Source organism: Sphingomonas sp. (assembly GCF_035714405.1).
Taxonomy (GTDB): domain Bacteria; phylum Pseudomonadota; class Alphaproteobacteria; order Sphingomonadales; family Sphingomonadaceae; genus Sphingomonas.
In genome coordinates, this window is the sequence record NZ_DASTMA010000018.1 from 669,635 (window position 1) to 694,836 (window position 25,202).

The 25,202-nt window shown below is 69.6% G+C and carries 24 protein-coding genes; 16 read left to right on the forward strand and 8 right to left on the reverse strand.

Annotated elements, in window-relative coordinates:
* The first annotated feature begins 20 nt into the window (after positions 1 to 20).
* Entirely contained in the window at positions 21 to 398 is a 378-nt protein-coding gene (locus VFQ64_RS10060) for a hypothetical protein (protein ID WP_325103148.1), read from the forward strand.
* Between the two features lie 153 nt (positions 399 to 551).
* Here VFQ64_RS10060 and VFQ64_RS10065 read toward each other — a convergent pair whose 3' ends face one another.
* Complete coding sequence (locus VFQ64_RS10065) at positions 552 to 1,748, reverse strand: DUF1343 domain-containing protein (RefSeq protein ID WP_325103149.1); 1,197 nt, start codon at positions 1,746 to 1,748, stop codon at positions 552 to 554.
* Positions 1,745 to 2,278 carry a DOMON-like domain-containing protein gene (locus VFQ64_RS10070; protein ID WP_325103150.1) on the reverse strand — a complete coding sequence of 178 codons (534 nt, stop codon included), beginning with the start codon at positions 2,276 to 2,278 and terminating at the stop codon, positions 1,745 to 1,747. Before VFQ64_RS10070 ends, VFQ64_RS10065 begins: the two co-directional genes overlap by 4 nt.
* 123 nt (positions 2,279 to 2,401) lie before the next feature.
* On the opposite strand from VFQ64_RS10070, the gene rimO reads away from it, so the two are divergent.
* From rimO to VFQ64_RS10090, 4 genes are all read left to right on the forward strand, one after another.
* Complete coding sequence (rimO, locus tag VFQ64_RS10075) at positions 2,402 to 3,763, forward strand: 30S ribosomal protein S12 methylthiotransferase RimO (protein ID WP_325103151.1); 1,362 nt, start codon at positions 2,402 to 2,404, stop codon at positions 3,761 to 3,763.
* A gap of 83 nt (positions 3,764 to 3,846) precedes the next feature.
* Positions 3,847 to 4,131 carry a hypothetical protein gene (locus tag VFQ64_RS10080; protein WP_325103152.1) on the forward strand — a complete coding sequence of 95 codons (285 nt, stop codon included), beginning with the start codon at positions 3,847 to 3,849 and terminating at the stop codon, positions 4,129 to 4,131.
* A 202-nt stretch (positions 4,132 to 4,333) separates the two neighbouring features.
* Entirely contained in the window at positions 4,334 to 5,719 is a 1,386-nt protein-coding gene (locus tag VFQ64_RS10085; protein ID WP_325103153.1) for a serine hydrolase domain-containing protein, read from the forward strand.
* Entirely contained in the window at positions 5,716 to 7,101 is a 1,386-nt protein-coding gene (locus VFQ64_RS10090) for a leucyl aminopeptidase family protein (RefSeq protein ID WP_325103154.1), read from the forward strand. The genes VFQ64_RS10085 and VFQ64_RS10090 overlap by 4 nt, the downstream gene beginning before the upstream one ends.
* 125 nt (positions 7,102 to 7,226) lie before the next feature.
* On the opposite strand, the gene tpiA is transcribed toward VFQ64_RS10090, so the two are convergent.
* Entirely contained in the window at positions 7,227 to 7,982 is a 756-nt protein-coding gene (gene tpiA, locus VFQ64_RS10095) for a triose-phosphate isomerase (RefSeq protein ID WP_325103155.1), read from the reverse strand.
* An 85-nt stretch (positions 7,983 to 8,067) separates the two neighbouring features.
* Between tpiA and VFQ64_RS10100 the strand changes: the two genes are divergently transcribed.
* The gene (locus VFQ64_RS10100; protein WP_325103156.1) at positions 8,068 to 10,023 is read left to right on the forward strand and encodes a peptidylprolyl isomerase; all 1,956 of its coding nucleotides are present in this window, start codon (positions 8,068 to 8,070) and stop codon (positions 10,021 to 10,023) included.
* Complete coding sequence (gene trpE, locus VFQ64_RS10105; RefSeq protein WP_325103157.1) at positions 10,007 to 11,506, forward strand: anthranilate synthase component I; 1,500 nt, start codon at positions 10,007 to 10,009, stop codon at positions 11,504 to 11,506. Before VFQ64_RS10100 ends, trpE begins: the two co-directional genes overlap by 17 nt.
* A gap of 1 nt (position 11,507) precedes the next feature.
* On the opposite strand, the gene VFQ64_RS10110 is transcribed toward trpE, so the two are convergent.
* Positions 11,508 to 11,906, reverse strand: coding sequence for a hypothetical protein (locus VFQ64_RS10110; RefSeq protein WP_325103158.1), 399 nt, complete (start codon positions 11,904 to 11,906; stop codon positions 11,508 to 11,510).
* Between the two features lie 157 nt (positions 11,907 to 12,063).
* On the opposite strand from VFQ64_RS10110, the gene VFQ64_RS10115 reads away from it, so the two are divergent.
* From VFQ64_RS10115 to moaC, 4 genes are all read left to right on the forward strand, one after another.
* Positions 12,064 to 12,648 (forward strand): aminodeoxychorismate/anthranilate synthase component II, encoded by a 585-nt coding sequence (locus VFQ64_RS10115; RefSeq protein ID WP_325103159.1) that lies wholly within the window; start codon positions 12,064 to 12,066, stop codon positions 12,646 to 12,648.
* Positions 12,649 to 12,760: 112 nt separating this feature from the next.
* Complete coding sequence (gene trpD / locus VFQ64_RS10120; protein WP_325103160.1) at positions 12,761 to 13,753, forward strand: anthranilate phosphoribosyltransferase; 993 nt, start codon at positions 12,761 to 12,763, stop codon at positions 13,751 to 13,753.
* Positions 13,750 to 14,523: an indole-3-glycerol phosphate synthase TrpC gene (gene trpC, locus VFQ64_RS10125; protein ID WP_325103161.1), complete on the forward strand. Its 774-nt coding sequence runs from the start codon at positions 13,750 to 13,752 to the stop codon at positions 14,521 to 14,523. Before trpD ends, trpC begins: the two co-directional genes overlap by 4 nt.
* A gap of 168 nt (positions 14,524 to 14,691) precedes the next feature.
* A complete protein-coding gene (gene moaC / locus VFQ64_RS10130) occupies positions 14,692 to 15,174 on the forward strand; it encodes a cyclic pyranopterin monophosphate synthase MoaC (RefSeq protein ID WP_325103162.1) in 483 nt (160 codons plus the stop codon).
* 4 nt (positions 15,175 to 15,178) lie between these two features.
* On the opposite strand, the gene VFQ64_RS10135 is transcribed toward moaC, so the two are convergent.
* Complete coding sequence (locus tag VFQ64_RS10135) at positions 15,179 to 15,529, reverse strand: DUF6481 family protein (protein ID WP_325103163.1); 351 nt, start codon at positions 15,527 to 15,529, stop codon at positions 15,179 to 15,181.
* A 128-nt stretch (positions 15,530 to 15,657) separates the two neighbouring features.
* Here VFQ64_RS10135 and VFQ64_RS10140 point away from each other — a divergent pair, with 128 nt between their 5' ends.
* A complete protein-coding gene (locus tag VFQ64_RS10140) occupies positions 15,658 to 16,836 on the forward strand; it encodes a molybdopterin molybdotransferase MoeA (protein WP_325103164.1) in 1,179 nt (392 codons plus the stop codon).
* A 70-nt stretch (positions 16,837 to 16,906) separates the two neighbouring features.
* On the forward strand, positions 16,907 to 17,584 hold the full coding sequence (gene lexA, locus VFQ64_RS10145) for a transcriptional repressor LexA (protein ID WP_325103165.1): 678 nt from the start codon (positions 16,907 to 16,909) through the stop codon (positions 17,582 to 17,584).
* A 149-nt stretch (positions 17,585 to 17,733) separates the two neighbouring features.
* Here the strand turns inward: lexA and VFQ64_RS10150 are convergent, their stop codons facing one another.
* On the reverse strand, positions 17,734 to 19,866 hold the full coding sequence (locus tag VFQ64_RS10150) for a ComEC/Rec2 family competence protein (protein ID WP_325103166.1): 2,133 nt from the start codon (positions 19,864 to 19,866) through the stop codon (positions 17,734 to 17,736).
* 41 nt (positions 19,867 to 19,907) lie between these two features.
* Here VFQ64_RS10150 and gltX point away from each other — a divergent pair, with 41 nt between their 5' ends.
* The 3 genes from gltX to VFQ64_RS10165 are packed head-to-tail and all read left to right on the forward strand — an operon-like array spanning position 19,908 to position 22,830.
* Positions 19,908 to 21,356, forward strand: a complete 1,449-nt coding sequence (gene gltX / locus VFQ64_RS10155) for a glutamate--tRNA ligase (protein ID WP_325103167.1) — start codon at positions 19,908 to 19,910, stop codon at positions 21,354 to 21,356.
* A complete protein-coding gene (locus tag VFQ64_RS10160) occupies positions 21,353 to 22,627 on the forward strand; it encodes a citrate synthase (RefSeq protein WP_325103168.1) in 1,275 nt (424 codons plus the stop codon). Before gltX ends, VFQ64_RS10160 begins: the two co-directional genes overlap by 4 nt.
* Positions 22,624 to 22,830 (forward strand): hypothetical protein, encoded by a 207-nt coding sequence (locus VFQ64_RS10165; RefSeq protein ID WP_325103169.1) that lies wholly within the window; start codon positions 22,624 to 22,626, stop codon positions 22,828 to 22,830. Before VFQ64_RS10160 ends, VFQ64_RS10165 begins: the two co-directional genes overlap by 4 nt.
* On the opposite strand, the gene VFQ64_RS10170 is transcribed toward VFQ64_RS10165, so the two are convergent.
* Together VFQ64_RS10170 and VFQ64_RS10175 are read right to left on the reverse strand one after the other, a co-directional pair.
* Positions 22,801 to 24,165, reverse strand: coding sequence for a HAMP domain-containing sensor histidine kinase (locus tag VFQ64_RS10170; protein ID WP_325103170.1), 1,365 nt, complete (start codon positions 24,163 to 24,165; stop codon positions 22,801 to 22,803). The two genes, VFQ64_RS10165 and VFQ64_RS10170, sit on opposite strands and share 30 nt — an antisense overlap.
* Positions 24,162 to 25,196, reverse strand: a complete 1,035-nt coding sequence (locus VFQ64_RS10175) for a DUF2336 domain-containing protein (RefSeq protein WP_325103171.1) — start codon at positions 25,194 to 25,196, stop codon at positions 24,162 to 24,164. The genes VFQ64_RS10170 and VFQ64_RS10175 overlap by 4 nt, the downstream gene beginning before the upstream one ends.
* Positions 25,197 to 25,202: the final 6 nt, after the last annotated feature.

Genomic DNA, 25,202 nt, shown 5'->3' on the forward strand with positions numbered 1-25,202 from the left:
TCGACAACCGGAGTAAGCGCATGTCCAGCATTCCCAACGCCAAGATGAAGCACGCCCACGTCCATCACGACGAGGACGAGCACAGCGATCACGTCGAGAAGAAGCCCGAGAGCACGTCCGCCCCCAAGACCGAGAAGAAGGCCGGCAAGGGCACCGGCACGAAGATCGCCGACGCCGCCAAGGATCTGGGCGAGCGCGCGCAGGATCTGGCCGAAGATGCCGTCGACGCCGTCAAGGCACGCCCCAAGACCGCCGCCGCGATCGGCGCCGCTATCGTCGCCGGCGCCGCTGCGATCATCGGCGGACCCGCCGCCGCGCGCGCGCTCAAGGCCGAAGGCGACAAGAAGCCGGCGGCGAACAAGGCCGGGGCGAAGAAGGCGCCCGCCAAAAAGGGTTGACCTAGCGGGCTATAACGCCGCCCCGTATCGCTTCCCCGGCGAACGCCGGGGCCTAGTATCGAACTGCTGCATGGCCGAGGTTCAAACGCTGCCACTAAGTTCGTAGCAACTGGGCTCCGGCGTTCGCCGGGGAGGCGTTTGGAGCTCCGCGGGTCAATACAGGAGATACGGTTGCCGCTCCTCGATCCACGCCGCCTCGTCCGGCCTGGCCAGTGCCTCCAGGTCACCCGCCACGGCTCCCGCATCATCCACCCACTCGCGCAACCCCGGCCCGCCGTTGATGACGTCGATCGCCAGCTTGTCGAACTCGTACTCATACGCGAAATCACGCCACAGCGGGTAATCGGGCGCCAGCTCCCGCACCGCCCTGAACGCGCAAGCCTGCAGCCGCCACGGCCGAAACGCGGCATGGTCGTACCCCGCGCCCTCGGCATGGATGAACAGCCCCGCGCATAGTTCGCCGACATGCTTGTGGAAGGTCGGCTGAAACCAGATCGGCCGCAGCGTACAGCCCTCCAGCCACCGCGGCGCGATCCGCCGCATCGCCGCCAGCACCTCGCCCGCGTCGAGATCAGGCGCGCCGAACAGCTCCAGCGCCCGCGTCGTCCCGCGCCCCTCAGACAGCGTCGTCCCCTCTAGCATCACCGTGCCGGCATAGGCGCGCGCCATGTTGACGTTGGCGGCGTTAGGACTGGGATTGATCCACACCCGCTCCGCCGGCCAGCCGAAGCCCGGCGCCGCGTCCGGCTGCCACCCCTCCATCTCGATCACGCGATAGTCCAGGTCGAGGCCGAAGTGGTCGATGAACCAACGCCCCATCTCGCCCAGCGTCATCCCGTGCCGCATCGGCATTGGCCCGGCGCCGACGAAGCTCTCCCACCCCGGCAGCAGCGTCGTCCCCTCCACCGGTCGCCCCGCCGGGTTGGGTCGATCGAGCACCCACACCGTCTTGCCGTGCGCCGCCGCCGCCTCGAGCACATAAAGCAGCGTCGTCACGAAGGTGTAGATGCGGCAGCCCACGTCCTGCAGGTCGACCAGCAGCACGTCGAAGGTCCCCATCCACTGCCCGCGTGGCCGCCGCACCTCGCCATACAGGCTGAACACCGGCATGCCGTAGGTTGGGTCGGTATAGTCAGGACTCTCCATCATGTTGTCCTGGAGATCGCCCCGCACGCCATGCTGCGGCCCGAACAAGGCAGTCACGTTCAACCCGGCCGCCACCAGCGCGTCGATCGAATGGGTCAGGTCCGCCGTCACCGAAGCCGGATGCGCGAGCAGCGCCACGCGCTTGCCCTCGAGCGGGCGGCGGAGCTCAGGGTCGGCGAGGAGCCGGTCGATACCGAATTTCATGCACCCCCGACTGCCGGGAGCCGGGCTGTGAAGCAAGCCGGGTGGTGGAAATCGGGCAGGCCGGGCGGATGCGCGAGGCTCCAATAGGATTTCACGCCGCCTTCTTCCTCGATGACGGCCGCGAGGGCCATCTGGAGCGCGCCGCGCGGCAGTCGGTCCAGGAGGCAGTTGGCCTCGACGCCGCCCGGAAAGGGCTCGATGTCGGGTGGCGTGTCCACCTCTAGCGGCACCATGTCCTTTCGATAGCTCGTGAAGGCATATGCCGCCCAGCGCTTCGACGGTGAGAAGTTAAATTCGAAATACTGCTCATGGTCATCAGGCCGAAGGAACAGCTCGAAACAGGTGGTGCGCCATAACCCATCGGCTCGCGTCGGATCGGCGGCCTGCGGCCAAATGAGCTTGCTGCGTCCACCGACATGATACCTCAGCATCAGGTCGGTTCGGCTTCCCCAAACTTCGACCTGAACGCTGTCGACCAGAGCGGGCGCATGATCCGGATGAGGCTTCAAGTGATACGTCGGCACCGACACCCTCCCCGGCGAAAGCCGGGGCCCTGTCCCGCACTCCCATCTGGGCCCCGGCTTTCGCCGGGGAAGACGGAATACGCAAGCGGTGGAAATCAGCCGCGATCCGGACTACATGCCCCCTCTCCCATGGCCACAGTACTTCCCTCCCCGCCGCGCGTCGGCATGGTGTCGCTCGGCTGTCCCAAGAACCTGGTCGACTCCGAACGCATCCTCACCCGCCTGCGCGCCGAGGGTTATCAGCTCTCGCCCGATTACGAAGGCGCCGACGTGGTGCTCGTCAACACCTGCGGCTTCCTCGACTCCGCCAAGGAGGAATCGCTGGAGGCGATCGGCGAGGCGATCGCGGAGAATGGCCGCGTCATCGTCACCGGCTGCATGGGCAAGGAAGCCGACGTCATCCGCGCCCGCTTTCCACAGGTGCTCGCCGTCACCGGAGCGCACCAGTATGAGCAGGTCGTCGGCGCGGTCCACGAAGCCGCCCCGGTCGGACGCTCGCCGTACCTGGACCTCATGCCCGGCGCCGCCGTCGAGGACACCGAGCTCAAGCTGACCCCGCGCCACTACAGCTATTTAAAGATTTCGGAGGGCTGCAACCACCGTTGCGCCTTTTGCATCATCCCGTCCCTGCGCGGCGATCTGGTCAGCCGCCGCCCCGACGCGATCCTGCGCGAGGCGGAGAAGCTGGTCGCCGCCGGGACCAAGGAACTGCTGGTCATCAGCCAGGACACCAGCGCCTACGGCATTGACATCCGCAACGAACCCCGCGCCTGGAAGGGCCGTGAGGTCGTGCCGCACATGACCGACCTTGCGCGCGAGCTCGGCCGCATCGCGCCGTGGGTGCGGCTCCACTACGTCTACCCTTATCCCCACGTCGATCAGGTCATCCCGCTGATGGCCAAGGGGCTGGTGCTGCCCTATCTCGATATTCCCTTCCAGCACGCCAGTCCGTCGGTGCTGCGCGCAATGCGCCGCCCGGCCAACGAGGCGAAGGTACTGCAACGCATCGCCAAGTGGCGGACGATCTGCCCCGACATCGCGATCCGCTCCTCCTTCGTCGTCGGCTTCCCGGGCGAGACCGAGGCGGACTTCCAGTATCTGCTCGACTGGCTGGACGAGGCGCAGCTCGACCGCGTCGGCGCCTTCCGTTTCGAGCCGGTCGAGGGCGCCGCCGCCAACCACCTGCCCGACCACGTTCCCGAGGCGGTGAAGGAAGAACGCTACGCCCGCGTCATGGAGCGCACTGCGGCGATTTCGGCCGCCAAGCTGCATGCCAAGATCGGCCGCACCCTGCCGGTCATCATCGACGAGGTCGGTGAAGAGGGCGCCACCGGCCGCAGCCAGGCGGACGCGCCGGAAATTGACGGCCAGGTCCTGCTCCGCGACGCCGCCCATCTCGCGGCCGGCGACATCGTGGACGTGCTGATCGAGGACGCCGACGAACACGACCTGTTTGGGGTGCCGTTTGAGGGTCTCTCACCCCGACCTTGAGCCGGGGGGTTTCGCAATTATGACCATGCCGCGCGCCGGGTCCGGATTGGGGCCGGGGGTATCGGAGTGATGGTCGGTCGCCATTGATCGACGTTATCGCGCGGACAATCGTTGCACGCTACGGCTGCGGCATCATGCCGAGCTATACCGTCACAATCGTCAACGAGCACTTCTCCCAGACGGGGGAGCAGCAAGCATCTGACAATGTGGGGGCGTGGAAGGCGGCGATTTCGAGTGCCATCACGATTGCTGCCGAGCAGGTCTCGCATGGCAATCCCTTCTTCGGCGCAGAGGTGACCGTCGCACAGGGCAAGCAGCAGATCGGCCGATATCTCGTTTCCGTGGGTGCTACCCCATTGAAGGAATAGGGTTCGCTACCGTGTCGTAGCCGCGACTGCAGTCATGACGCTCCTGACCGAGCGAGGGTGCGAGCGGCCGGTGCATTGGCTGCACAGTTCAGCTTCCACCGCGTCCCACCACATGATGCGGACGTCGAGCAGCTGACGGTGAAGCGTTACGTCATTGGACCCGCTATCGACCTAAAGAGGCCGTCCGGTCTATTCACCGCCGATGCTCCGTCCCGTCCTCGTCGCCCTGACCCTCTTCGCCACCCCTGCCCTCGCCCAGTCCATCACGGCGTCCGAACAGGCGCGTATCGACGCGGTGGTCACCACCACGCTGCGCGACACCGGCGTCCCGTCCGCCTCGATCGCGATCGTCCGCGACGGGCGGATCGTGCTGACCAAGGCCTATGGCAAGCAGTGCGAGCGGTGCTCCACGCCCGACCCGCGCCTCCCCTACCCGATCGCGTCGATTTCGAAACAGTTCACCGCCGCCGCGCTGCTGCTGCTCGAGGACGAGGGCAAGCTCAGCCTCGACGACACGGTCGCCAAACACCTTCCCGGCATCTCCGGCGGCGAGACGATCACGCTGCGCCAGCTGCTCAGTCACACCGCCGGGCTGCGGGATTACTGGCCGCAGGATTACAGCTTCAGGGCGATGGAGACCACGACCACCCCGCAGGGAATCGTCGATCGCTGGGCGAAGAAGCCGCTCGACTTTGCGCCCGGTACGCAGTGGCAGTATTCGAATACCGGCTATGTCGTCGCCGGGATGATCGCGGAGAAGGTCGCGGGCGAGCCGCTGCTCGCGTTCCTGCAGCGCCGAATCTTCGCGCCGCTCGGCATCCGCGCGATCAGCCAGGATCGTGTGGCCGGCCCGGGCTTCCCACAAGGCTATAATCGCCACGCGCTCGGCCCCGTCCACCTGTCGCGCCCGGCCGCGCCGGGCTGGGTCTATGCCACCGGCGAGCTCGCGATGTCGGCGGAGGACCTCGCCAAGTGGAACATCGCCCGGTTGGATCGCACGCTGCTGCCTCGCGAGGATTGGGAGGCCCAGGAGACGCCGGTGCGGCTGCGCGACGGCAGCACCAACGGCTATGGCCTCGGCGTGTTCACCGGCACATCGGAGGGTCGGCGGTTCGTCGAGCATGCCGGCGCGGCGGTCGGCTACCTCTCGCAGAACATCGTCCTGCCCGACGACCGCACCGCGATCGTCGTCCTCACCAACGCCGAGTTCTCCGACGCCTTTCAGCGCATCGCGCGCGGCATCGGCCAGGCCATCCTGCGGCCAAGCGCCCCGGTGACCGAGGATGCGGCGGCATTGACGCGCGCTAAACAAGTCTACGACCAACTCCGCCGTGGCACGCTCGACGCGAACCAGCTCACCGAAAACGCCGCCTACTATTTCACCCCCGCCGCGCGTGCCGACTACCGCACCAGCCTCGCCCCGCTCGGCGAGCCGACCGGCTTCGTCCAGCAGGGCCGTACCCGGCTGCGCGGCGGCTTCGTCAACCGCGTCTATCGGGTCACCTATCCGACCCGCGAGCTCGCGGTCAGCACCTATGCCGAACCGGGAGCCAACGGCCGGTTCGAACAGTTCCTGGTGGGCCAATGACCTTTTCAGACCTGCTCCAGCCCGATCGCGGCCAGCCAGCGCGGCTCATCCACATCGTCACGCCGGACGCCTGGGAGAGGTGGCTGTCGGCGCGACCACCCCGCGTCCGCGCCACGGTCGCTGCGCACGGCCTGACCGGCAAGCCCGGCAATCGCGCCATCCTTCCCGGCGACGCAGCCGACGACTGGTCGGCGCTGCTGGTGTGCGACGAGGCCGTGACCTCACCGTGGCGCTTCGCCTCGATGGGCGGGTTCCTGCCCGCCGGCACCTATCGGCTGGCGGACGACACGCCGGGCGACGGCGCACTCGGCTGGCTGCTCGGCCAGTACCGCTTCAGCCGCTACCGCAAGGCCGACGAGAGCGGCGCGCGCGTTCTCCTCACCCCCGATATCGCCAGCATCGCCGAGACGGTGCGCCTGGCCAACGCAACCGCGCTGGTCCGCGACCTGGTTAACACGCCCGCGTCTGATTGCGGTCCCGCCGAGCTCGAGGCCGCCGCCGACACCTTGGCAAAGCAACACGGCACGACGCTCACCGTCACGCGCGGCGACGCGCTGGAGACCGGCTATCCGATGATCCACACGGTGGGTATGGCCGCCGGCCGCGATCGTCACCCGCGACTGATTGAACTCGAATGGGGCGATCCCGCGCACCCGCGCATCGCGATCGTCGGCAAGGGCGTGACCTTCGACACCGGCGGCCTCGACATCAAGCCGGCGGCGGGCATGAAGCTGATGAAAAAGGACATGGGCGGCGCCGCGCACGCCCTCGCGCTGGGGAGCCTGGTGATGGCCGCCAAGCTCCCGGTCCGGCTGCACCTCCTGATCCCCGCGGTAGAGAACAGCATCGCCGGCAATGCCTTCCGTCCCGGCGACGTGCTCCGCACCCGCGCCGGGTTGACGGTGGAGAACACCAACACCGACGCCGAGGGCCGTCTCATCCTCGGCGATGCTCTGACCAAGGCGGGCGAGGGCAAGCCCGAGATGATCCTCGATTACGCCACCCTGACCGGCGCCGCGCGCGTGGCGCTCGGCCCCGACCTGCCGCCGCTGTTCGTCAATGACGACGCGCTCGCAGACGCGCTGCTCGCCGCCGGTGCTGCGCTCGGGGATCCGTTGTGGCGGATGCCGCTATGGGGCGGCTACGACGCCGACCTCAAGTCCGACATCGCCGACCTGCAGAACGCGCCCGACGGCGGCATGGCCGGCGCGATCACCGCCGCCCTCTTCCTCCGCCGCTTCGTGCCGAAGGACACACCCTGGGCGCACATGGATGTCTTCGCCTGGCGGCCGACGGCGAAGGCCGGGCGACCTAAAGGCGGCGATGCCTTTGGCGTCAGGGCGGCGTATCAGGTGCTGAAGGAGCGGTATTCGCCACGTTAACTCCTCCCCTACAAGGGGAGGTGGCGCGCGACGCAGTCGCGTGACGGAGGGGTGTTACCCTCTCGATAGTTGGACACGCCTCCGTAAGCGCGTGCCGCGCTGCCAGCTTCCCTGCAAGGGGAGGATTAACTTACCGGCAATCGAGCAGGCGCCTCGATGATCGGCACGAACTTAACCGCCGTCAGGCTCGCGCCGCCCACCAGCGCCCCATCCACATCGCCTGCGTCAAGCAGCTCGGCCGCATTCTCCCCCGTCACCGACCCCCCATATAACAATCGCATCGCCTCCGCCTCGGTGCCGACCAGCTCGCGTAGCTTCGCCCGGATCGCGCCATGCATCGCCGCCACATCCGCGACGGTGGGCGTCCGCCCGGTCCCGATCGCCCACACTGGCTCGTACGCGATCGACAGCCACTCCGCCGCCGCACCCTCGGGTAACGATCCTTCAAGCTGCCCCGTCACCACCGCCTCGGCCCGACCCGCATCCCGCTCTGCCAGCGTCTCGCCGACGCAAAGGATCACGGCCAGCCCATGCCGTCGTGCCGCCTCGGCCTTGGCCCTTACGTCGGCATCCGTCTCACCCTGATCCGCGCGGCGCTCGCTGTGACCGACCAGCGTGAAGCTGGCGCCGGCGTCTTTCAGCATCACCGCCGAGATACAGCCGGTATGCGCGCCCTTTTCGGCCGGGTGCACGTCCTGCGCGCCGATCGCGACGGAGGAACCGCCGACCCGCTCGACGGCGGAAAGGAGCAGCGTTGCCGGCAGTGCCAACGCCACGTCGCAGTTCGCGCCCTTTGCGGCGGCTGCTATACCGTCCACTTCGGCCAGCGCTTCGAGCGAGCCGTTCATCTTCCAATTGCCCGCCACCAGTTTCCGCCGCATCGCGCTCTCCTTCGTGCCGTCGGATAGCGCCCGCCCCGTCCGGCACAAGCTTGAAGCCGCCCCGCCCCTCGCCTAGAGCCGCGCGATGCTCGCATTCTTCCGCGGCCTGACCAAGTCTCGGGTCGGCCTGTTCATCGTCTTCATCTTTCTCGGGCTGATCGCGCTCGCCTTCGCGGCGGGCGACGTGTCGAACATCCGCTCGCAAGGAGTGGCCGCGGTCGGCGGCGGCGATAACGTGGTCGAGGTCGGCGGCACAGCGGTGACCGCGGCCGAGTTCAGCGCGCGCGTCGATCAGGAACTGCAGGTCTATCGCCAGCAGCAGCCGACGCTTGACATGGCGCAGTTCGTTGCCGGCGGTGGCTTCGAGGCCGCGCTCAACCGCCTGACCAGCGGCCTGGCGCTCGACCGGTTCGGCCGCGACCAGGGCATGACCATTTCCAAGCGCGCGATCGACGGACAGATCGCGTCCTTTCCCGGCCTGCAAGGTCCCAACGGTCAGTTCGACCCGGCGATGTTCCGCCAGCTGCTGCAGGATCGCAAGCTCACCGAGGGGGCCATCCGCGCCGATCTGTCGCGCGACATGATGGCGACGCTGCTCACCGCCCGCCTGCTGGAACGCCAGCCGGTGCCGCAGCAGCTGGCGCTACCCTATGCCAGCCTCTCGCTGGAGCGACGCGCCGGCACCATCGCCTTCGTGCCCACCGCCGCCATGCCCGCCGGCCCGGCGCCGACTGCGGCTGAGCTGCAGACCTTCTACGGCCGCAATCTCGCCCGCTACACCATTCCGGAGCGTCGCCAGATCCGCTATGCGCGCGTCGCGCCTGATCTGGTCAAGGCCGCCGCGACCCCGACCGAGACGGAGATCGCGCAGGCTTATGCGGGCGATCGCGCGAAGTACGCCGCTACCGAACGCCGCACGATCACCCAGGTCGTGGTGCTCGACAAGGCGGGCGCGGACCGCCTCGCCGCCACGGTCCGATCCGGCACCCCCCTCGCGGCTGCCGCGAGGGCCGCTGGGCTCGCCTCCTCCACCCGTGCGGACCGCACCAGGGAAGCGCTGACCGGCGAGACGTCGAAGACCGTTGCCGATGCCGTCTTCACCGCTGCCAAGGGCGCCGTAGTCGGCCCGGTGCGCGGCGGCATCGGCTTCACCGTCGCCACCGTCGATAAGGTCGAGCAGGTCGCCGGTCGCTCGCTGGCCCAAGTTCGCGACGAGATCGCCGCCGCGCTGACCACGAGCAAGACCACCGCCGCGATCAACGATCTACGCGACAAGGTGGACGACGCGCTCGGCGACAGCGCGACCTTTGACGAGATCGTCAAGGATCGTGGGCTTACGGGGCAGACCTCCGCGCCCTTGCTCGCCAATGGCGTCGATCCCGACCGGCCCGGTCCGGCCGACGCGACGCTCGCACCGCTGCTCCAAGCCGCGTTCCAGATGGGCGAGGGTGACGAGCCGCAATTGGTGGCGACCGGCCAGGACGGTAGCTTTGCGCTGGTCGCTCTCGGCCGCGTCATTCACGCGGCGCCGCGCCCGCTCGCCGCGATCCGTGATGTGGTGGCGCGGGACGTCGCCGCCGATCGCGCCCGCCAGGCCGCCCGCCGCGTCGCGCAGCAGGTGCTCGCCGCCGTCAACAAGGGGCAAACGCTGCAACAGGCGTTCGCCGCCACCGGTCTCCGCGCGGAAGCGCCCAAGCCGATCACGGCCAGTCGCGAGCAGGTCGATCAGGTCCAGGGCCCCGGCCGCGCCCCGCTCGCGCTGATGTTCGCGATGGCGCCGGGCACGGCCAAGCTGCTCGAGGCGCCCGGCAATGGCGGCTGGGCGATCATCAAGCTCGACCGCATCCAGCCCGGCGACGCCTCGCGCGACCTCGCCCGCGTCGCCGCCGTCCGCCAGGCGTTCGGTCAGGTGATTGGCCGCGAATATGCCGAACAGTTCGCCCGCGCCGCGCAGAAGGCGGTGGGTGTGACGACCAACGCGGCCGCCGTCGCCCGCGTTAAGAAACAGCTGACCGATCAGGCTGGTGCGTCCGGCCAGTGACGCGGCCGCCGCGCTGGCGGCGGGCCGCCCGGCACTGATTTGGCGGCGACAAGTCGCTGATACCGAGACGCCGGTCGCCGTCGCGCTGAAACTGATCGAACCGGGGCGCGGCGACTTCCTGCTGGAATCGGTGGAGGGGGGCTCCACCCGCGGCCGCCACAGCCTGATCGGCCTCGCCCCCGACCTGGTCTTCCGCGCCCATGGCGACTGCGCGGAGATCAACCGCCGATGGGGCACCACCCGCGATGCCTTCGTGCCCGCCGGCTCGACGCTTTCGGCCTTGCGCGCGCTGGTTGCCGAATGCCGCGCCGCGGTGCCCCCCGAACTCCCCCGCGCGCTCGCCTGCCTGGTGGGCTATTTCGGATACGAAACGATCGGCTTGGTGGAGACCTTGCCGCAGCCGTCGGCCGATCCGCTCGCGCTGCCGGACATGCTGTTCGTCCGACCGACGGTGGTGCTCGTCTTCGATCGCCTCGCCGACGCGCTTTACCTGATCGCCCCTGCCTGGCCCGATCCCGCGCGCGACCCCGCCGTGATCGCCGCCGAGGCGGAGGAGCGGCTGGACGCCACTGCCGCCCGGCTCGCCGGCACCACGCTGCCCCCTCCGCCACGCGCCGGCCTTGCGGAGCCGAGCTACACCCCCGCGATCACTCCCGAACGCTATGGCGAAATGGTCGCGGCCGCGAAGGACTACATCCTCGCCGGTGACATCTTCCAGGTCGTGCTCGCGCAACGCTTCTCCGCTCCCTTCGCGCTCCCGCCGTTCGAGCTCTACCGCTCGCTGCGCCGCATCAACCCGTCGCCCTTCCTCTACCATCTCGATCTGCCCGGCTTCGCGCTGATCGGCTCCAGTCCCGAGATCCTGGTCCGTGTCCGCGATGGTCAGATCACCGTCCGCCCGATCGCCGGCACCCGCCCGCGGGGACGCACCGCGACGGAGGACGAGGCGAACCGCGACAGCCTGCTCGCCGACCCCAAGGAACGCGCCGAGCATTTGATGCTGCTCGATCTCGGCCGCAACGACGCCGGCCGCGCGGCGGTAGCGGGCAGTGTCCGCGTCACCGACAGCTACACGGTCGAACTCTACAGCCACGTCATGCACATCGTCTCTAACGTGGTCGCCGATCTCGCCCCCGGTTACGACGCGCTCGACGCGCTGTTCGCCGGCTTCCCCGCCGGCACGGTAAGCGGCGCACCCAAGGTCCGCGCCTGCCAGATCATCGCCGAACTCGAACCCGAACGCCGCGGTGCCTATGCCGGCGGGGTCGGTTATTTCTCGCCCGACGGCTCGATGGACAGCTGCATCGTGCTGCGCACCGCGGTGGTCAAAGACGGCACCATCCACGCCCAGGCCGGCGCTGGTATCGTCGCCGACAGCGATCCCGCCTCCGAACAGCGCGAGTGCGAGGCCAAGGCCGGCGCGATCCTCGCCGCCGCTCGCGACGCCGTGGTAAGAGCGGGGGAGCCCAACTGGGGCCAGTAGGTTACCGTCCCTGGCTGCCGCTCCCGTCGCCGGTACGCGCCGCGCGCCGGTCAGCCGCCCATTGCCGCGCCTGCGCCTGAAAACAACCCGTCTGCCCGCCCGTGCCGACCGGCGAGCAGGTATCGGGCAGACCCGCCGCCACCCGGCTCGTCTGGTCGATATCGGCAGCGCGGTTGACCCAGCTGCCCGCCGCCCGCGCGATCGGCTGATCGTTGCGCAGCTCGCTCGGAATTCGGTACGGCTCCTCGAGTGTCGAGCAGACCACGACCTCATCGCCCACCGGCTTGGGACAAGCCTGTCCCTTGGCGATCTGAACGTTGCGGATCCGCTGCGGCGGCTCCTGCGCAGCGGTCGGCGCCGGCGAGGCGATCAGCGCGGCGAGCGCGAACAGGGAAAGCATGAGCGGACTCCTTCGGGCACCAACGCGGCCCTGGCACGAACGCTCCACCCTTATTGCGGCAGGAATGGGATGACGCAGCGATAATCCGCCGCCGGGCCGCCGGCTATGACCCGGCCGCCCGGCTTGCAAGCCACCCCCCGCCCGCTACAGCCGGGTCATGATCCTGGTCGTCGACAATTATGACAGCTTCACCTGGAACCTCGTCCATTATCTCCAGGAGCTGGGCGCCGCGGTCGAGGTGGTGCGCAACGATGCCATGTCGGCGGGTCAGGCGCTGACCTCTGGCGCGGACGCCTTCCTGATCTCTCCCGGGCCCAAGACCCCCGATCATGCCGGCGTCAGCCTCGATCTCGTCGCCGCCTGTGTCAATGCCGGCCGGCCGCTGCTCGGCGTCTGCCTGGGCCACCAGGCGATCGGGCAGCATTTCGGCGGCCGGGTGGAGCGCGGCCACCTGATGCACGGCAAGACCTCGCCCGTGCATCACGACGGCACCGGGCTGTTCGAGGGGCTGCCCTCGCCCTTCACCGCCACCCGCTATCATTCGCTGATCGTCAACGACGTGCCGGCGCCGCTGCTGGTCAACGCGCGCAGCGAGGACGGTGCGGTAATGGGCTTCCGCCATGCGACGCTGCCGATCCATGGCGTCCAGTTCCACCCCGAATCGATTGCCACCGAACACGGCCACGCCATGCTCGCCAATTTCCTGAGGCTGGCGGGCATGCCGGTGAAGGAGCTGGCGTGAGGACCGTGGACCTCCCCTCCCGCTTGCGGGTGGGGTCGGGGGAGGGCGTGTTCCGCTCCTGCGTGGCACCGACATTCCTTCCGCCAGCCCCTCCCGCAAGCGGAAGGGGAGCATGACGACCATCGCCCTCCTGCCCTCGCCCGCGACCCCACTCAGCCACGAGACCGCGCGCGCGGCGTTCGCCGACATCCTCGACGCGCGCGCGTCCGAGGACGACATCGCCGGCTTCCTGACTGAACTCTCCGACCGCGGCGAGACTTCGATCGAGATCGCCGAAGCCGCCAAAGCGTTACGCGAACGCCTCCTCCCGATCACCGCGCCCGCCGGCGCGATCGACGTCTGCGGCACCGGCGGCGACGGGCATCACACCTTGAACGTCTCCACCGCCGTCGCGCTGGTCGTCGCCGCCACCGGGGTGCCCGTCGCCAAGCACGGCAACCGCGCCGCCTCGTCCAAGGCGGGCGCCGCCGACACGCTGGAGGCGCTCGGCCTCGATATGGCGCGCGCCGGCGCGTCGGCGGAGGACACGCTCCATGCGCTCGGCATCTGCTTCCTCTTCGCCGCCAACCACCACCCCGCGATGAAGCGCATCACGCCCATCCGCCAGCGGCTCGGCCGCCGCACGATCTTCAACCTGATGGGCCCGCTCGCCAACCCGGCGCACGTCAGCCGTCAGCTGATCGGCATCGCCCGGCCCGACTATGCCCCCGTCTACGCCGAGGCGCTGCAACTGCTCGGCACCGAGGCGGCGCTGATCGTCTCGGGCGAGGAGGGGCTGGATGAGCTGTCCACCGCCGGCCCCAGCGTCGCCGTGTCGATCGGCGCGGTCGACCTGCCCGCCAGCATCACTCCAGAGGACGCCGACCTCCCCCGTCACCCGCTCGCGCGCATCCGCGGCGGCGATCCCGCACATAACGCGCTGGCGCTCCGCCGCCTGCTGACCGGCGAACCGGGCGCTTATCGCGACGCCGTCCTCCTCAACGCCGCCGCTGCGCTGGTCCTGGCCGGCACCGCAGACACGCTTCCCGCCGGCGCGGCCAGCGCGGCGGCGGTGATCGACTCGGGCGCCGCCAACGAGCTGCTCGACCGCTGGATCGCGTGGTGAGCGACCGCCTGCAACGCATCCTCGCCGTCACCTGGGAGGACGTGGCGCGTCGCAAACAGGCGGCCTCGCCCGACGTGCCGCCGCCCACCCCGCCGCGCGGCTTTCACCAGGCGTTGCAAGCCAAAGTCGCCACCGGCTTCGGCCTCGTCGCCGAGATCAAGAAGGCCAGCCCATCCAAGGGATTGATCCGCGCCGACTTCGACCCTGCCGCGCACGCGCGGGACTATGCTGCGGGCGGCGCTGCCTGTCTCTCGGTCCTCACCGACGAGCCCCACTTCCAGGGTCACCTCGACTATCTCCGCCTCGCCCGCGCCGCCTGCGACCTGCCCGTGCTGCGCAAGGATTTCATGGTCGACCCCTGGCAGATCGAGGAGGCCCGCGCGCATGGCGCCGACGCCATCCTGCTCATCGTCGCGGCGCTGAGCGATGCCGAACTCGCGGAACTCGAAGCCGCCGCGTTGGAACAAGGCATGGATGTGCTGGTCGAAGTTCATGACGAATCCGAACTCGACCGCGCGCTGCGCCTCCGCTCACGGCTGATCGGCGTCAATAACCGCGACTTGAAGACCTTCGACGTCGATCCCACCCGCGCCTGGCAGCTCGCAGGGCGCGTCCCGCCCGGCTACACGCTCGTGTCCGAAAGCGGCATCGCCGCCCACGCCGACCTGCTAGCCGCCGCCGAACACGGCATCCGCTGCTTCCTGGTCGGCGAATCGCTCATGCGCCAAGCCGATGTCGAGTTCGCGACGCGCACCCTGCTCGACGGCTGACCTCCGCGTCTCACCTTTACTCTTCCCCGGCGAAGGCCGGGGCCCAGTTGCGATGAGTGCAATGATGGCGAGCTGTCCTCACTAAGACAGCAGCCCGAAACTGGACCCGCCGTTCGCGCGGGGGAGGAGCGGAAGACAGAAGTTGGTGGCGTAGGCTATGAGCCGCGGATGACCCTCACCCACCTCGACCAGACCGGCGCCGCCCACATGGTCGACATCGCCGTCAAGGCGGTCACCACCCGAGAGGCCACCGCCTCTGGACGCATCATCCTCTCGGCGCCCGTGCTGCAAGCGATCCGCGACGGCAGCGCCAAGAAGGGCGACGTTATCGCCGTCGCGCGCATTGCCGGCATCATGGCAGCCAAGCGCACGGGCGACCTCATCCCGCTTTGCCATCCCATTCCACTTACCCGTGTCACCCTCGACCTGACGCTAGGTGACGGCGAGATCGTCGCCACCGCGACCTGCGCCACCGATGGCAAGACCGGGGTCGAGATGGAGGCGCTCACCGCGGTCTCCGTCGCGCTGCTGACGATCTACGACATGGCCAAGGCGCTGGATCGGGGCATGACGATCGAGGGCATACGCCTGCTCGCCAAGAGCGGCGGCCGATCGGGGGATTGGACCGCCGGGGACAATCCGGACAAGTGAGCGCCTAGCGCGCTTTCGCCTTGCGCGCTGCATACCGAGCATCGCGCGCGGCCTTCATCTCCGCGGCGCTGGCAGGCTTCAGCCGCGCCGCCTTCAGCTCGGCGGCCGCCTTCTCCTCGGCGAGCTTCGCCGCCTTGGCGGCTGCCTTCTCGGCCTTGGCCGCTGCAAGCGCAGCGGCCTTTTGCGCGCGCTCCTCGTTCAGGGCCTGCTGCTTCTCCTCGAACACGCGGCGCCGCTCGGCCATCACCGCCTCGTCGACCGGGGCCTTGGCCTTCAGCTTCTCGAGCGCCTTCTGCTTGGCGGTGCCGGCGGACGCGACGCGGTCCTGGAAGGTAGGGACTTTGAAGGCAGGCACAGATGATCCTCGGGGAAAGCGCTGAACGGGACGCGGACGCGACTTATGCGCCTCGGGCTCCGCTTACAAGCGTGGCGCCCGAACGAGCCCGCGTTGACCTTGCGCACGCGCCCCGACAGGACGGGGCCGTGACGCTGCTGCCGATCTCCGACGCGCAAGCGCGCCTGTTCGCGCTCGCGACGCCCGTAGCGCCGGAAACGGCGCCGCTGGCACAGGCCGCCGGTCGCTGGGCATCCGCCGACATCCATGCTCGCCGGACACAACCTGCCGCCGACCTCTCGGCTATGGACGGCTACGCCATCCGCTTCGCCGACCTGCCCGGCCCGTGGCGCGTCGTCGGCGAGAGTGCTGCGGGCCGACCCTTGCCGCGAGCCGTCGGCGCAGGCGAGGCAGCGCGCATCTTCACCGGCGCGGCCGTACCGGCTGGCGCGGACACCGTGCTGATCCAGGAGGAAGCGGGCCGCGAGGGCGACGCGCTGCACCTCGCCGGCGATGGCCCGGCCCATCTCGGCCGCAATACCCGCCGTCGCGGCCTCGATTTTAGCGAAGGCGACCGGCTGATCGAGGCCGGCCAGCGCATCACCCCCGCCCGCCTGGCGGTCGCCGCGACTGCGGGTCATGGCACCCTGCCCGTGCGCCGCCGCGTCCGCGTCGCGCTCGCCTCCACCGGCGACGAGCTGGTCGAGCCCGGCGAGCTCGCACCTGGCACCCTGCCGGAATCCAACCGCGCCATGCTCGCCGCCATGCTCGCCGACCTGCCGGTCGAGCTGATCGACCTCGGCATCCTCCCCGACCGCGTGGAGGCGCAGCGCGATGCCTTTGCGAACGTCCGCTGCGACCTGCTGGTCACCACCGGCGGCGCGTCTGTCGGCGACCACGATCTCGTCCGGCCCGCGCTCGCCGCAGCCGGTGCGACCATCCACTTCTGGCGGATCGCGCTGAGGCCGGGAAAGCCGATGATGGCCGGCAAGCTCGGCGGCGCCCTCGTGCTCGGGCTGCCCGGCAACCCCGTTTCCGTCTTCGTCACCGCGCTCCTGTTCGTGCGCCCGGCGATCGCGCATCTGTCGGGTGCCCGCGATCCCCTGCCCGTCACCCGCCGCGCCGTGCTGGGTGAAGACCTTCCCGCCAATAACGCGCGCACCGACTATCTGCGCGCGGTCGAGCGGGACGGGCGCCTCTACGCCGCGGCGGTGCAGGACAGTTCGATGCTCCTCACCCTCGCCCGTGCGACCTGTCTGATCGTCCGTCGGGCGCATGCGCCCGCCGCCCGCGCAGGCGACTCGGCGGAGATCCTGCCCTTCTTCTGAGGTCTGGCTTGACCTAGTCTTTTTTGTTCCATATGGGTTCCGCGTCTGTTCCCGGACGGAGGATCTGGCCATGCTCACCCGCAAGCAGCACGAACTCGTGTGCTTCATCAACGATCGCCTCGCATCGACCGGCGTGTCGCCGTCGTTCGAGGAGATGAAGGACGCGCTTGATCTGAAGTCGAAGTCTGGCGTCCACCGCCTGATCTCCGCGCTCGAGGAGCGTCAGTTCATCCGCCGCCTTCCCAACCGCGCCCGCGCGCTTGAGGTGCTGCGGATGCCCGAGCGGGCGGAGAAGAAGGTCGCGGCGAACAAGAGCGACTCGCGTGAACTTCGACAACTTCGCGATCTGCCCACCCCGGCGAACGACGTGATTGAGATCCCGCTGCACGGCCGCATCGCCGCAGGCGTGCCGATCGAGGCGTTCGAAGGGTCGACCATGCTGGCCGTCCCCGCCGCGCTGCTCGGTCAGGGCGAGCATTACGCGCTGGAGGTCGCTGGCGATTCGATGGTGGAGGCGGGCATCCTCGACGGCGACTATGCGTTGGTGAAGCGGCAGGAGGTCGCCCGCGACGGCGAGATCGTGGTGGCGCTGATCGACGAGGTCGAGGCGACGCTGAAATATTTCCGCCGCGAGGGCGCGATGGTCCGTCTCGATCCTGCCAATCGCGCATACGACCCGCAGCGCTACACCCCCAATCAGGTCCGCATCCAGGGCAAGCTGTCGGGCATCCTGCGCCGTTACGATTGACGCGCCAGTGCGCACATGGCCCAGCATAGCTGGCCGTGAGACGCGCCAGCGCGGCCGGCGACTCGGCTTAACGACCCGTTCGACGTCACGCGATTTACTCGCGTGACGCGCAGCCGCGGCACCGATCGCGTTTATGCCTCAACTTTCCCTCAATTTCCGGCGCGCCGAATAAAGCGGACCCGTTCGGGTCGGGAGAGTTTGGGGGGCACCCGCCAAGGGTGGCGATCTCCCGCCTGGAGGACCGTATCCACCTGCGGCGTGCTACCAAAGGTGATCGCAACACCGCCGGTCCGCGCCACCACCGGCCGGTCGAGCTTCAGCCAGCGCGGCAGGCAACGCCTGGGCAACCACCGCTCGCTGACCACGATGTCCGCCCGACCGCACGCCGCGATCAGCTCGCCGGCGGGCACCGGGTAACCGCTCCGGGTCGCCAGCACCCGCCAGGTCCGCCCGGCTCCGGCAACATCGACCATGCACAGATCATCGCTGCATCGCGCTCCCGGCTGATCCGGCAGCAACGCCAGCTCGCCGTCCACCCCGCCATTCTCGGCCAGCATCGCGCGCGTGTAATCCCCAGCCCGGTCGCGCAGCAGCGCCATCCCACCCGCCGTCCGCACCGCCAGGTGCCGTGCATCGCCCGTCACCAGCAGATCGGGCGCGGGCGTGGCCAACGCCCAGCCCGCTCCCGCGATCAGCGGCACCAGCCCCGCTCGCCGCCACCGCGTCCGCCACAAGGCGAGCCACAGGCCGCCCGCCACCATGAGCCCAAAAGCTCCCTCGGGCATCGCCGGCAGCGCCGCCACCGCGCCGGGGGCTCCGGCAACCAACCGCGCCAGCCCGAGCAAAGCTGCCAGCCCATGCCCGGCCAGCCACCACAGCGGCCCGCCCAGCCAGACCACATCGAGCAACAGCGCTGCCGCCTCCAGCGGCATGATGACGAAGGTCGTCAGCGGAATGGCCACGATATTGGCCAGCGCCCCGTACAGCCCGGCGCGATGGAAGTGGTAGGCTGCGATTGGCATCAGCGCGACCTCCACGACCAGCCCGGTGGCCAGCAGCGACAACAATCCCCGCCCCCATCGCCGCCACCGCGCTTCCTCATGCGGGCCGAAGAACGCCGCCACGACCGGCTGCTCGTGAAACGCGACGATCGCGGTGATCGCTGCGAACGACAGCTGGAAGCTCGCGCCTGCCAGCGACTCGGGCCGCACGATCAGCACGATCAGCGCCCCGCACGCGACCAAGCGCAGCGTCACCGCCTCCCGCCCCATCGCCAGCGCCGCCAGTACCAGCAGCGCCGCCACGCACGAGCGGATCGTCGGCACCTGCGACCCGGTCAGCAGGGTATAGCCGATCGCCACCACCGCGCCGGCCAACGCCGCCACCAGCGGCAGCCGCACCCGCAACGCCAGCCATGGGCTCAGCGCCAGCAGCTTGAGCACGACGAGGAAGGTCGCCGCCACCACGGCGGTGATGTGCAGGCCGCTGACCGACAGCAGATGCGCCAGCCCCGCACGGCGCATCGCGTCCGCATCCGCTTCTTCGATCGCGCCGACGTCGCCGGTCGCCAGCGCTGCGGCGATGCCGCCCTGGCTGCCCGGCAGCCGCTCGGTGATGTGGGCGGAGAGTCGCTGCCGCAGCCCGCCGCCACCCTCGCCCGCCCGCACCACGCTGATCGGCGCGAAGCCCCGACCGGTGGCACCGATGCCGGCGAACCAGGCGGTGCGCGAGAAATCATAGGCGCCCGGAACGGCCGCGGTCGGCGGCGGCATCAGCCGGGCACGCAAGGTCACCACCGCGCCCTCCCCCAACCCGGCCGGGGCATCCGCCTGCGCCAGGTTCACCCGCACCCGCGGCGGCAGCGCAACCGCTCGCCCGCGTCCGTCGCTGGCGCCGGCGAGGGTCAGCAGGGTCAACCGCACCAGCCCCCGCGCCGCGAGCGGTTCCACCCGCTCCACCTCCGCAGTAAAGCGCGCCACGGTCGGCCCGGCGAGCACCGGCGCCGACACTCGCTCGGCGCGCCACCACACCAGCGCGAGCCCCAGCGTAGCCGCCAGTGCGCCTACCCCGATCACGCGCGCCAGCCGCTCGGCCCGCCCCAGCGCCAGGGCCGCGAGCCCGGTCGCCGCGAGCGCCAGCCCGGCCGCCGTCCAGCTGCGCTCGTCGGCCAACACGAACCAAGCGGCGATCCCGGCGCCCATCGCGACCGGCAGCCACAGCGGCAACTGATCCCGCTCCGCCTCCAGCCACCGCTCGATGCCCGATCCGGGACGCGACCCCATTTGTCGCCACGGGAGGCGTATGCTAGCGGCCGCGGCGGCTGATGTGGCCATCCTTGCCAGCTTGGGAGCAGCGGCGCTTGGGCGCAACCGACAAGATCGAAGGTGTGGTGACGCGGTTCGCGCCGTCGCCGACCGGGTTCCTGCACCTGGGCGGCGCGAGGACGGCGCTGTTCAACTGGCTGTTCGCCCGCCGGCACGGCGGCCGGTTCCTGTTGCGGATCGAGGACACCGACCGCGCCCGCTCGACCCAGCCCGCGATCGACGCGATCCTCGACGGCATGCGCTGGCTCGGCCTCGACTGGGACGGCGACGCCGTGTTCCAGTTCGCCCGCGCGGCGCGCCATGCCGAGGTGGCGACGCAAATGATCGCGTCCGGCCACGCCTATCGCTGTTGGATGACGGCCGAAGAGATCGCTGCCCAGCGCGCCGAGGCGGAGGCCGCCAAGAAGCCCCTGCGCATCCGCTCGCCCTGGCGCGACCGCGCCGACGGCCCCGGCGATCAGCCCTTCGTCGTCCGGCTCAAGGCGCCGCGCGAAGGTGCGACCACCATCGACGACAAGGTGCAGGGGGTCGTCACCGTCCAGAATGCGGAGCTCGACGACCTGGTCCTGCTCCGCTCCGACGGTACGCCGACCTACATGCTCGCCGTCGTGGTCGACGATCAGGACATGGGCGTGACCCACGTCATCCGCGGCGACGACCACCTCAACAACGCCTTCCGCCAGCTGCCGATCATCCGTGCGATGGGCTGGCGCGAGCCGGTCTACGCGCATGTGCCGATGATCCACGGCGCAGACGGCGGCAAGCTCTCTAAACGCCACGGCGCGGTCGGGGTCGAGGCCTATCGCGACGAGCTCGGCATCCTGCCCGAGGCGCTCGACAATTACCTGCTTCGCCTCGGCTGGGGACATGGCGATGCGGAGATCATCACGCGCGAACAGGCGGTGCAATGGTTCGACCTTGCGCACGTCGGCAAGGCGCCGTCGCGGTTCGATTCCAAGAAGCTCCAGAACCTCAACGGCCACTATATTCGTGAGGCCGACGACAAGCGGCTGGCCGCGCTGGTAGCCGATCGGCTTGGCGACGCCGAGGTGGACCTCCTCGCCCGCGCCATGCCGGCGCTGAAGCCGCGCGCGGCCGAACTCAACGAACTCGCCGACGGCGCTCGCTTCCTGTTCGCCACACGACCGCTGCCGATCGCGACCGATGCGGAGCCGCTCCTGGCGGGCGATGCACGGCACACACTCGCCCTTGTCCATGCCGCGCTTGACGCGGTGGAGCACTGGGATACGGAAGCGCTCGAGGCCGCGGTGCGGCAGGTGGCGGAGACGACCGGCTTGAAGCTCGGTCAGGTCGCCCAGCCCTTGCGCGCCGCACTCACCGGACGGCGCACGTCGCCCGGCATCTTCGACGTCCTGGCGCTGCTCGGGCGCGAGGAAAGCCTGGGCCGGATCGCCGATCAGGCCGCACTCAAGGAAACAGCAGAATGACCGACGCCGCCGTCTCCATCGCCGACCACCAGTACAAACGCATGTCTGGCTCGGTCGGGCCGGACGTGGTCGATATCCGCAAATTTTATGCCGACACTGGCATGTTCACCTATGACCCCGGCTTCACCTCGACCGCCAGCTGCCAGTCGAACCTCACCTATATCGACGGCGACGAGGGCGTACTGCTCCATCGTGGCTATTCGATCGGCGAGCTCGCCGAACAGTCGAACTTCATGGAGGTGAGCTACCTCCTCCTCAACGGCGAACTGCCATCGGCGGCGGAGCTGAGCCGCTTCAGCACCACGATCACCCGGCACACGATGGTGAACGAGCAGCTCGCGCAGTTCTTCCGTGGCTTCCGCCGTGACGCGCATCCGATGGCGATCATGTGCGGTGTCGTCGGCGCGCTGTCGGCCTTTTATCATGACTCGACCGACATCCACGATCCCGTACAGCGCACCATCGCATCGCACCGGCTGATCGCAAAGATGCCGACGATCGCGGCGATGGCGTACAAGTACAGTGTCGGGCAACCGTTTCTCTATCCCGACAATTCGCTCAGCTATACGGGCAATTTCCTGCGCATGACTTTCGGCGTGCCTGCAGAGCCTTATGTCGTCGATCCGGTCGTCGAACGGGCGATGGACCGCATCTTCATCCTGCACGCCGATCATGAACAGAACGCGTCGACGTCGACCGTTCGCCTGGCGGGGTCGTCGGGCGCCAATCCATTCGCCTGCATCGCCGCTGGCATCGCCTGCCTGTGGGGTCCGGCGCATGGCGGCGCCAACGAGGCCGCGCTCAACATGCTGCGCGAGATCGGCCGGCCCGAGCGCATCCCGGAATTCATCGCGCGGGCGAAGGACAAGAACGATCCGTTCCGCCTGATGGGCTTCGGCCACCGCGTGTACAAGAACTACGATCCGCGCGCGACGGTGATGCAAAAGACCGTGCGCGAGGTGTTCAAGGCGATGGACGTCTCCGACCCCGTCTTCGACGTCGCATTGCAGCTCGAGGAACTGGCGCTCAAGGATCCGTATTTCGCGGAGAAGAAGCTGTTTCCGAACGTCGACTTCTATTCGGGCGTGATCCTGTCCGCGATCGGCTTCCCGACCTCGATGTTCACCGCGCTGTTCGCGCTTGCCCGCACCGTCGGGTGGGTGGCGCAGTGGAACGAGATGATCACCGATCCGGACCAGAAGATCGGCCGTCCGCGCCAGCTCTATACCGGTCCGACGGCGCGGCCCTACGTCCCCGTCGCACAGCGATGACGCCTGTCCGCCGTATCCTCGTCGGCGTCGGCGTCGCCATGACGCTGATGGGGCTGCTGTGGATTGGTCAGGGTCTGGGCTATGTCCGCTGGCCGGCGTCGAGCTTCATGCTCATGCAGCGGGTCTGGGCCGATTACGGCGCGGCCCTCGCCGTGGCCGGGCTGCTGGTGGTGCTAGCGGCGCGGCGCTGGCCCCGCAGGTAGCGTCAGCGTGAAGCGCGCGCCTTCGCCCGGCGTGCTCTCCACCGTCAGGTCGCCACTCATCGCGCGCGCCAGCCGCCGCGCGATGTAGAGGCCCAGCCCGTTGCCCCCGACTTCGCTCGGATCGATCCGCTCGAACTTGCCGAAGATGCGCGCCTGATCCGCCGGCGCGATGCCCTTGCCCCGATCGGTGACGACCAGCCGCGCCCAGTCACTGTCGCCCGTCACGCTCAACCCGATGCTTCCTCCTTCGGGCGAGTAGCGTATCGCATTGCCGACCAGGTTGACCGCGATCTGCAGCGCCCGCCGGAAATCGCCCAGCGCGGGCACCACCGCTTCCACCGGCGGTCTTTCCACGGTGACCTGCGCCGCCGCCGCGCGCACGCTCAACAGCCCGGCCGCGCGCCGCGCCACGTCGACCAGGTCGATCGGCTCAGGCGCGAGACGGAAACCCGGCCGCTCGACCGCTTGCAGGTCGGCCAGATCGTCCACCAGACCGAGCAGGTGCCGCCCCGCACTGGCGATATCCGCCGCATAGTCGGCGTAACCGGGCGCGATCGGCCCATCGGTCTGCGCGTTGATGCTGTCGGCATTGGCGACGATCCGCGCCAGCGGCCTCCGCAGCGCCTTGTCTAGGCCGCCGGTAAAGCTTTCCGGCAGCGCCTCTGGCTCGACAGGCTCGACCGTGGCGACCATCTCCGCCCCGCCGCTCAGCCCCGCGAACGCACCTGCGGCATCGTGACGGACCTCGGCGGAAAGCAGCACCTTGCGCCCGCTCGCCCGCACCCGCGCCGCCTGTGCGTCGAATGGCCGCCGCCGGGCAAGCGCGTCGAGGATCGGCAACGCGCCGTCATCGCCGTCGTCCAGCGCGAATAGCGCCGTCAGCGGCTGCCCGAGCAGCGCAAAGGCATCCAGCCCTGCCTGGGCCGCCGCCTCCAGCGACACGAAAGTCAGTCGCAGCGACGCGTCTGTCTCCCAATGCCAGTCCCCACCTGCCGCCAGGGTTGCGGCCGCGTCCGGGGCAGGCTGCCAAGCCGGCGCCTCCCGCCAGCCGCTGACTGCGAGTCGCACGTCCTCACCCTCGGGCTGCGCGCGTACCCACAGATGCAGGTCGCCGTCCTCGTCGGCCACCACCACGCCGCGCGAAACGATGACGCCCAGCCGTCGCGCCAGTCGCGCTGCCGTCGCCAGCTGCGGCACCGCCACCACCTCGCCGACCCGTCCGCCGGCACGCGCGTTCAGTCCGTCCAAGGCGAGATCGGCGGTCCGTAAGCGGCCTTGCGCATCCACCGTCGCGTGCGCCACGGCGCTTTCGCCACCAAGCCCGACCGCGATCATCGCCGCCCTGCCCGGTCCAGCGCCCTGATCGCCATGCGGAAGTCCGACGCCAGCGTTTCCGGCGCCAGCGCCAGCCGTGCCGCCGCCGGCGTGATCGCGGCGACGTGATCCAATTCGTCCGCGAACGCCTCGATGTCGCGGCGCGGGTCGGCATCGCTCAACGCCAGCGCGATGCGGGCGATGGTCGGCCGGTCGAGCTGCACCGCCCGCAGCGCCAGCCATAGTCGGTCACCCTCAGGCTCCAGCACGAGCGCCTGCGCCTGCGCGAAGTCGAGCCCGATCGCCTGCGCCAGCACCGCGACGAACAGCGACAATCGCCGATCGCCCAGACTCTCGAGCAGCAGCGCGGGGAGCTCTTCAGGCCGCGCGTCGATCGCCGCAGCCAGCCGCATCGCGATCGCGTCGGCACCGTCGCCCTCGTCGTGCGCGCTCAGCGACCGCACCGCCGCTTCCGCGATCGCGCGATCGACGTCCGGGTTCGAAGCTCCAGGGCGGATCGCCGCCGCCACCCACCACACCAGCCGGTGCTGCAGTTCCGCCGCGAGCGTCACCCCGCTACGGCTGTCCGCCACCAGCAGCGCCCGCGCCGCCGTCGCCACCACGCGGTCGGGCACCGCCGCGAGCCGGACCAGCAGGCTGCCGGCCTCGGCATCCTTGACCGCGACGGGCAGCGCGGCCGCGAGCAGTTCATGCCGAACCCGCGCGATCAGCGTCTCGACCAGGGCCTCGTCGCGCAGCAACCCCGCGCATGCCAGTCGCTCGGTAGCACTCGGTCCGATCAACAAGCTTTCGGCGACGGTCGTAGCCCCGCGGGCGGCCAGCAATCGCGCGGCCTGCCGGCGCAGCTCCACCTCGATGCTTCCGATGGTCTCGCTCAACAGCCGCGCGAATGACAGTCGCGTCCGCTCGTCGAGCCGTGCGTCGTCGGCCAGGAAGATGTCGTCGATCGCGCCGAACAGGCGCACGTCCGCCCGCAAGCGAGCTTGCGCGGCACGGGCGGCGGCGGAGAACGGAGCGGCGTCGGCAGGCATTCCCGC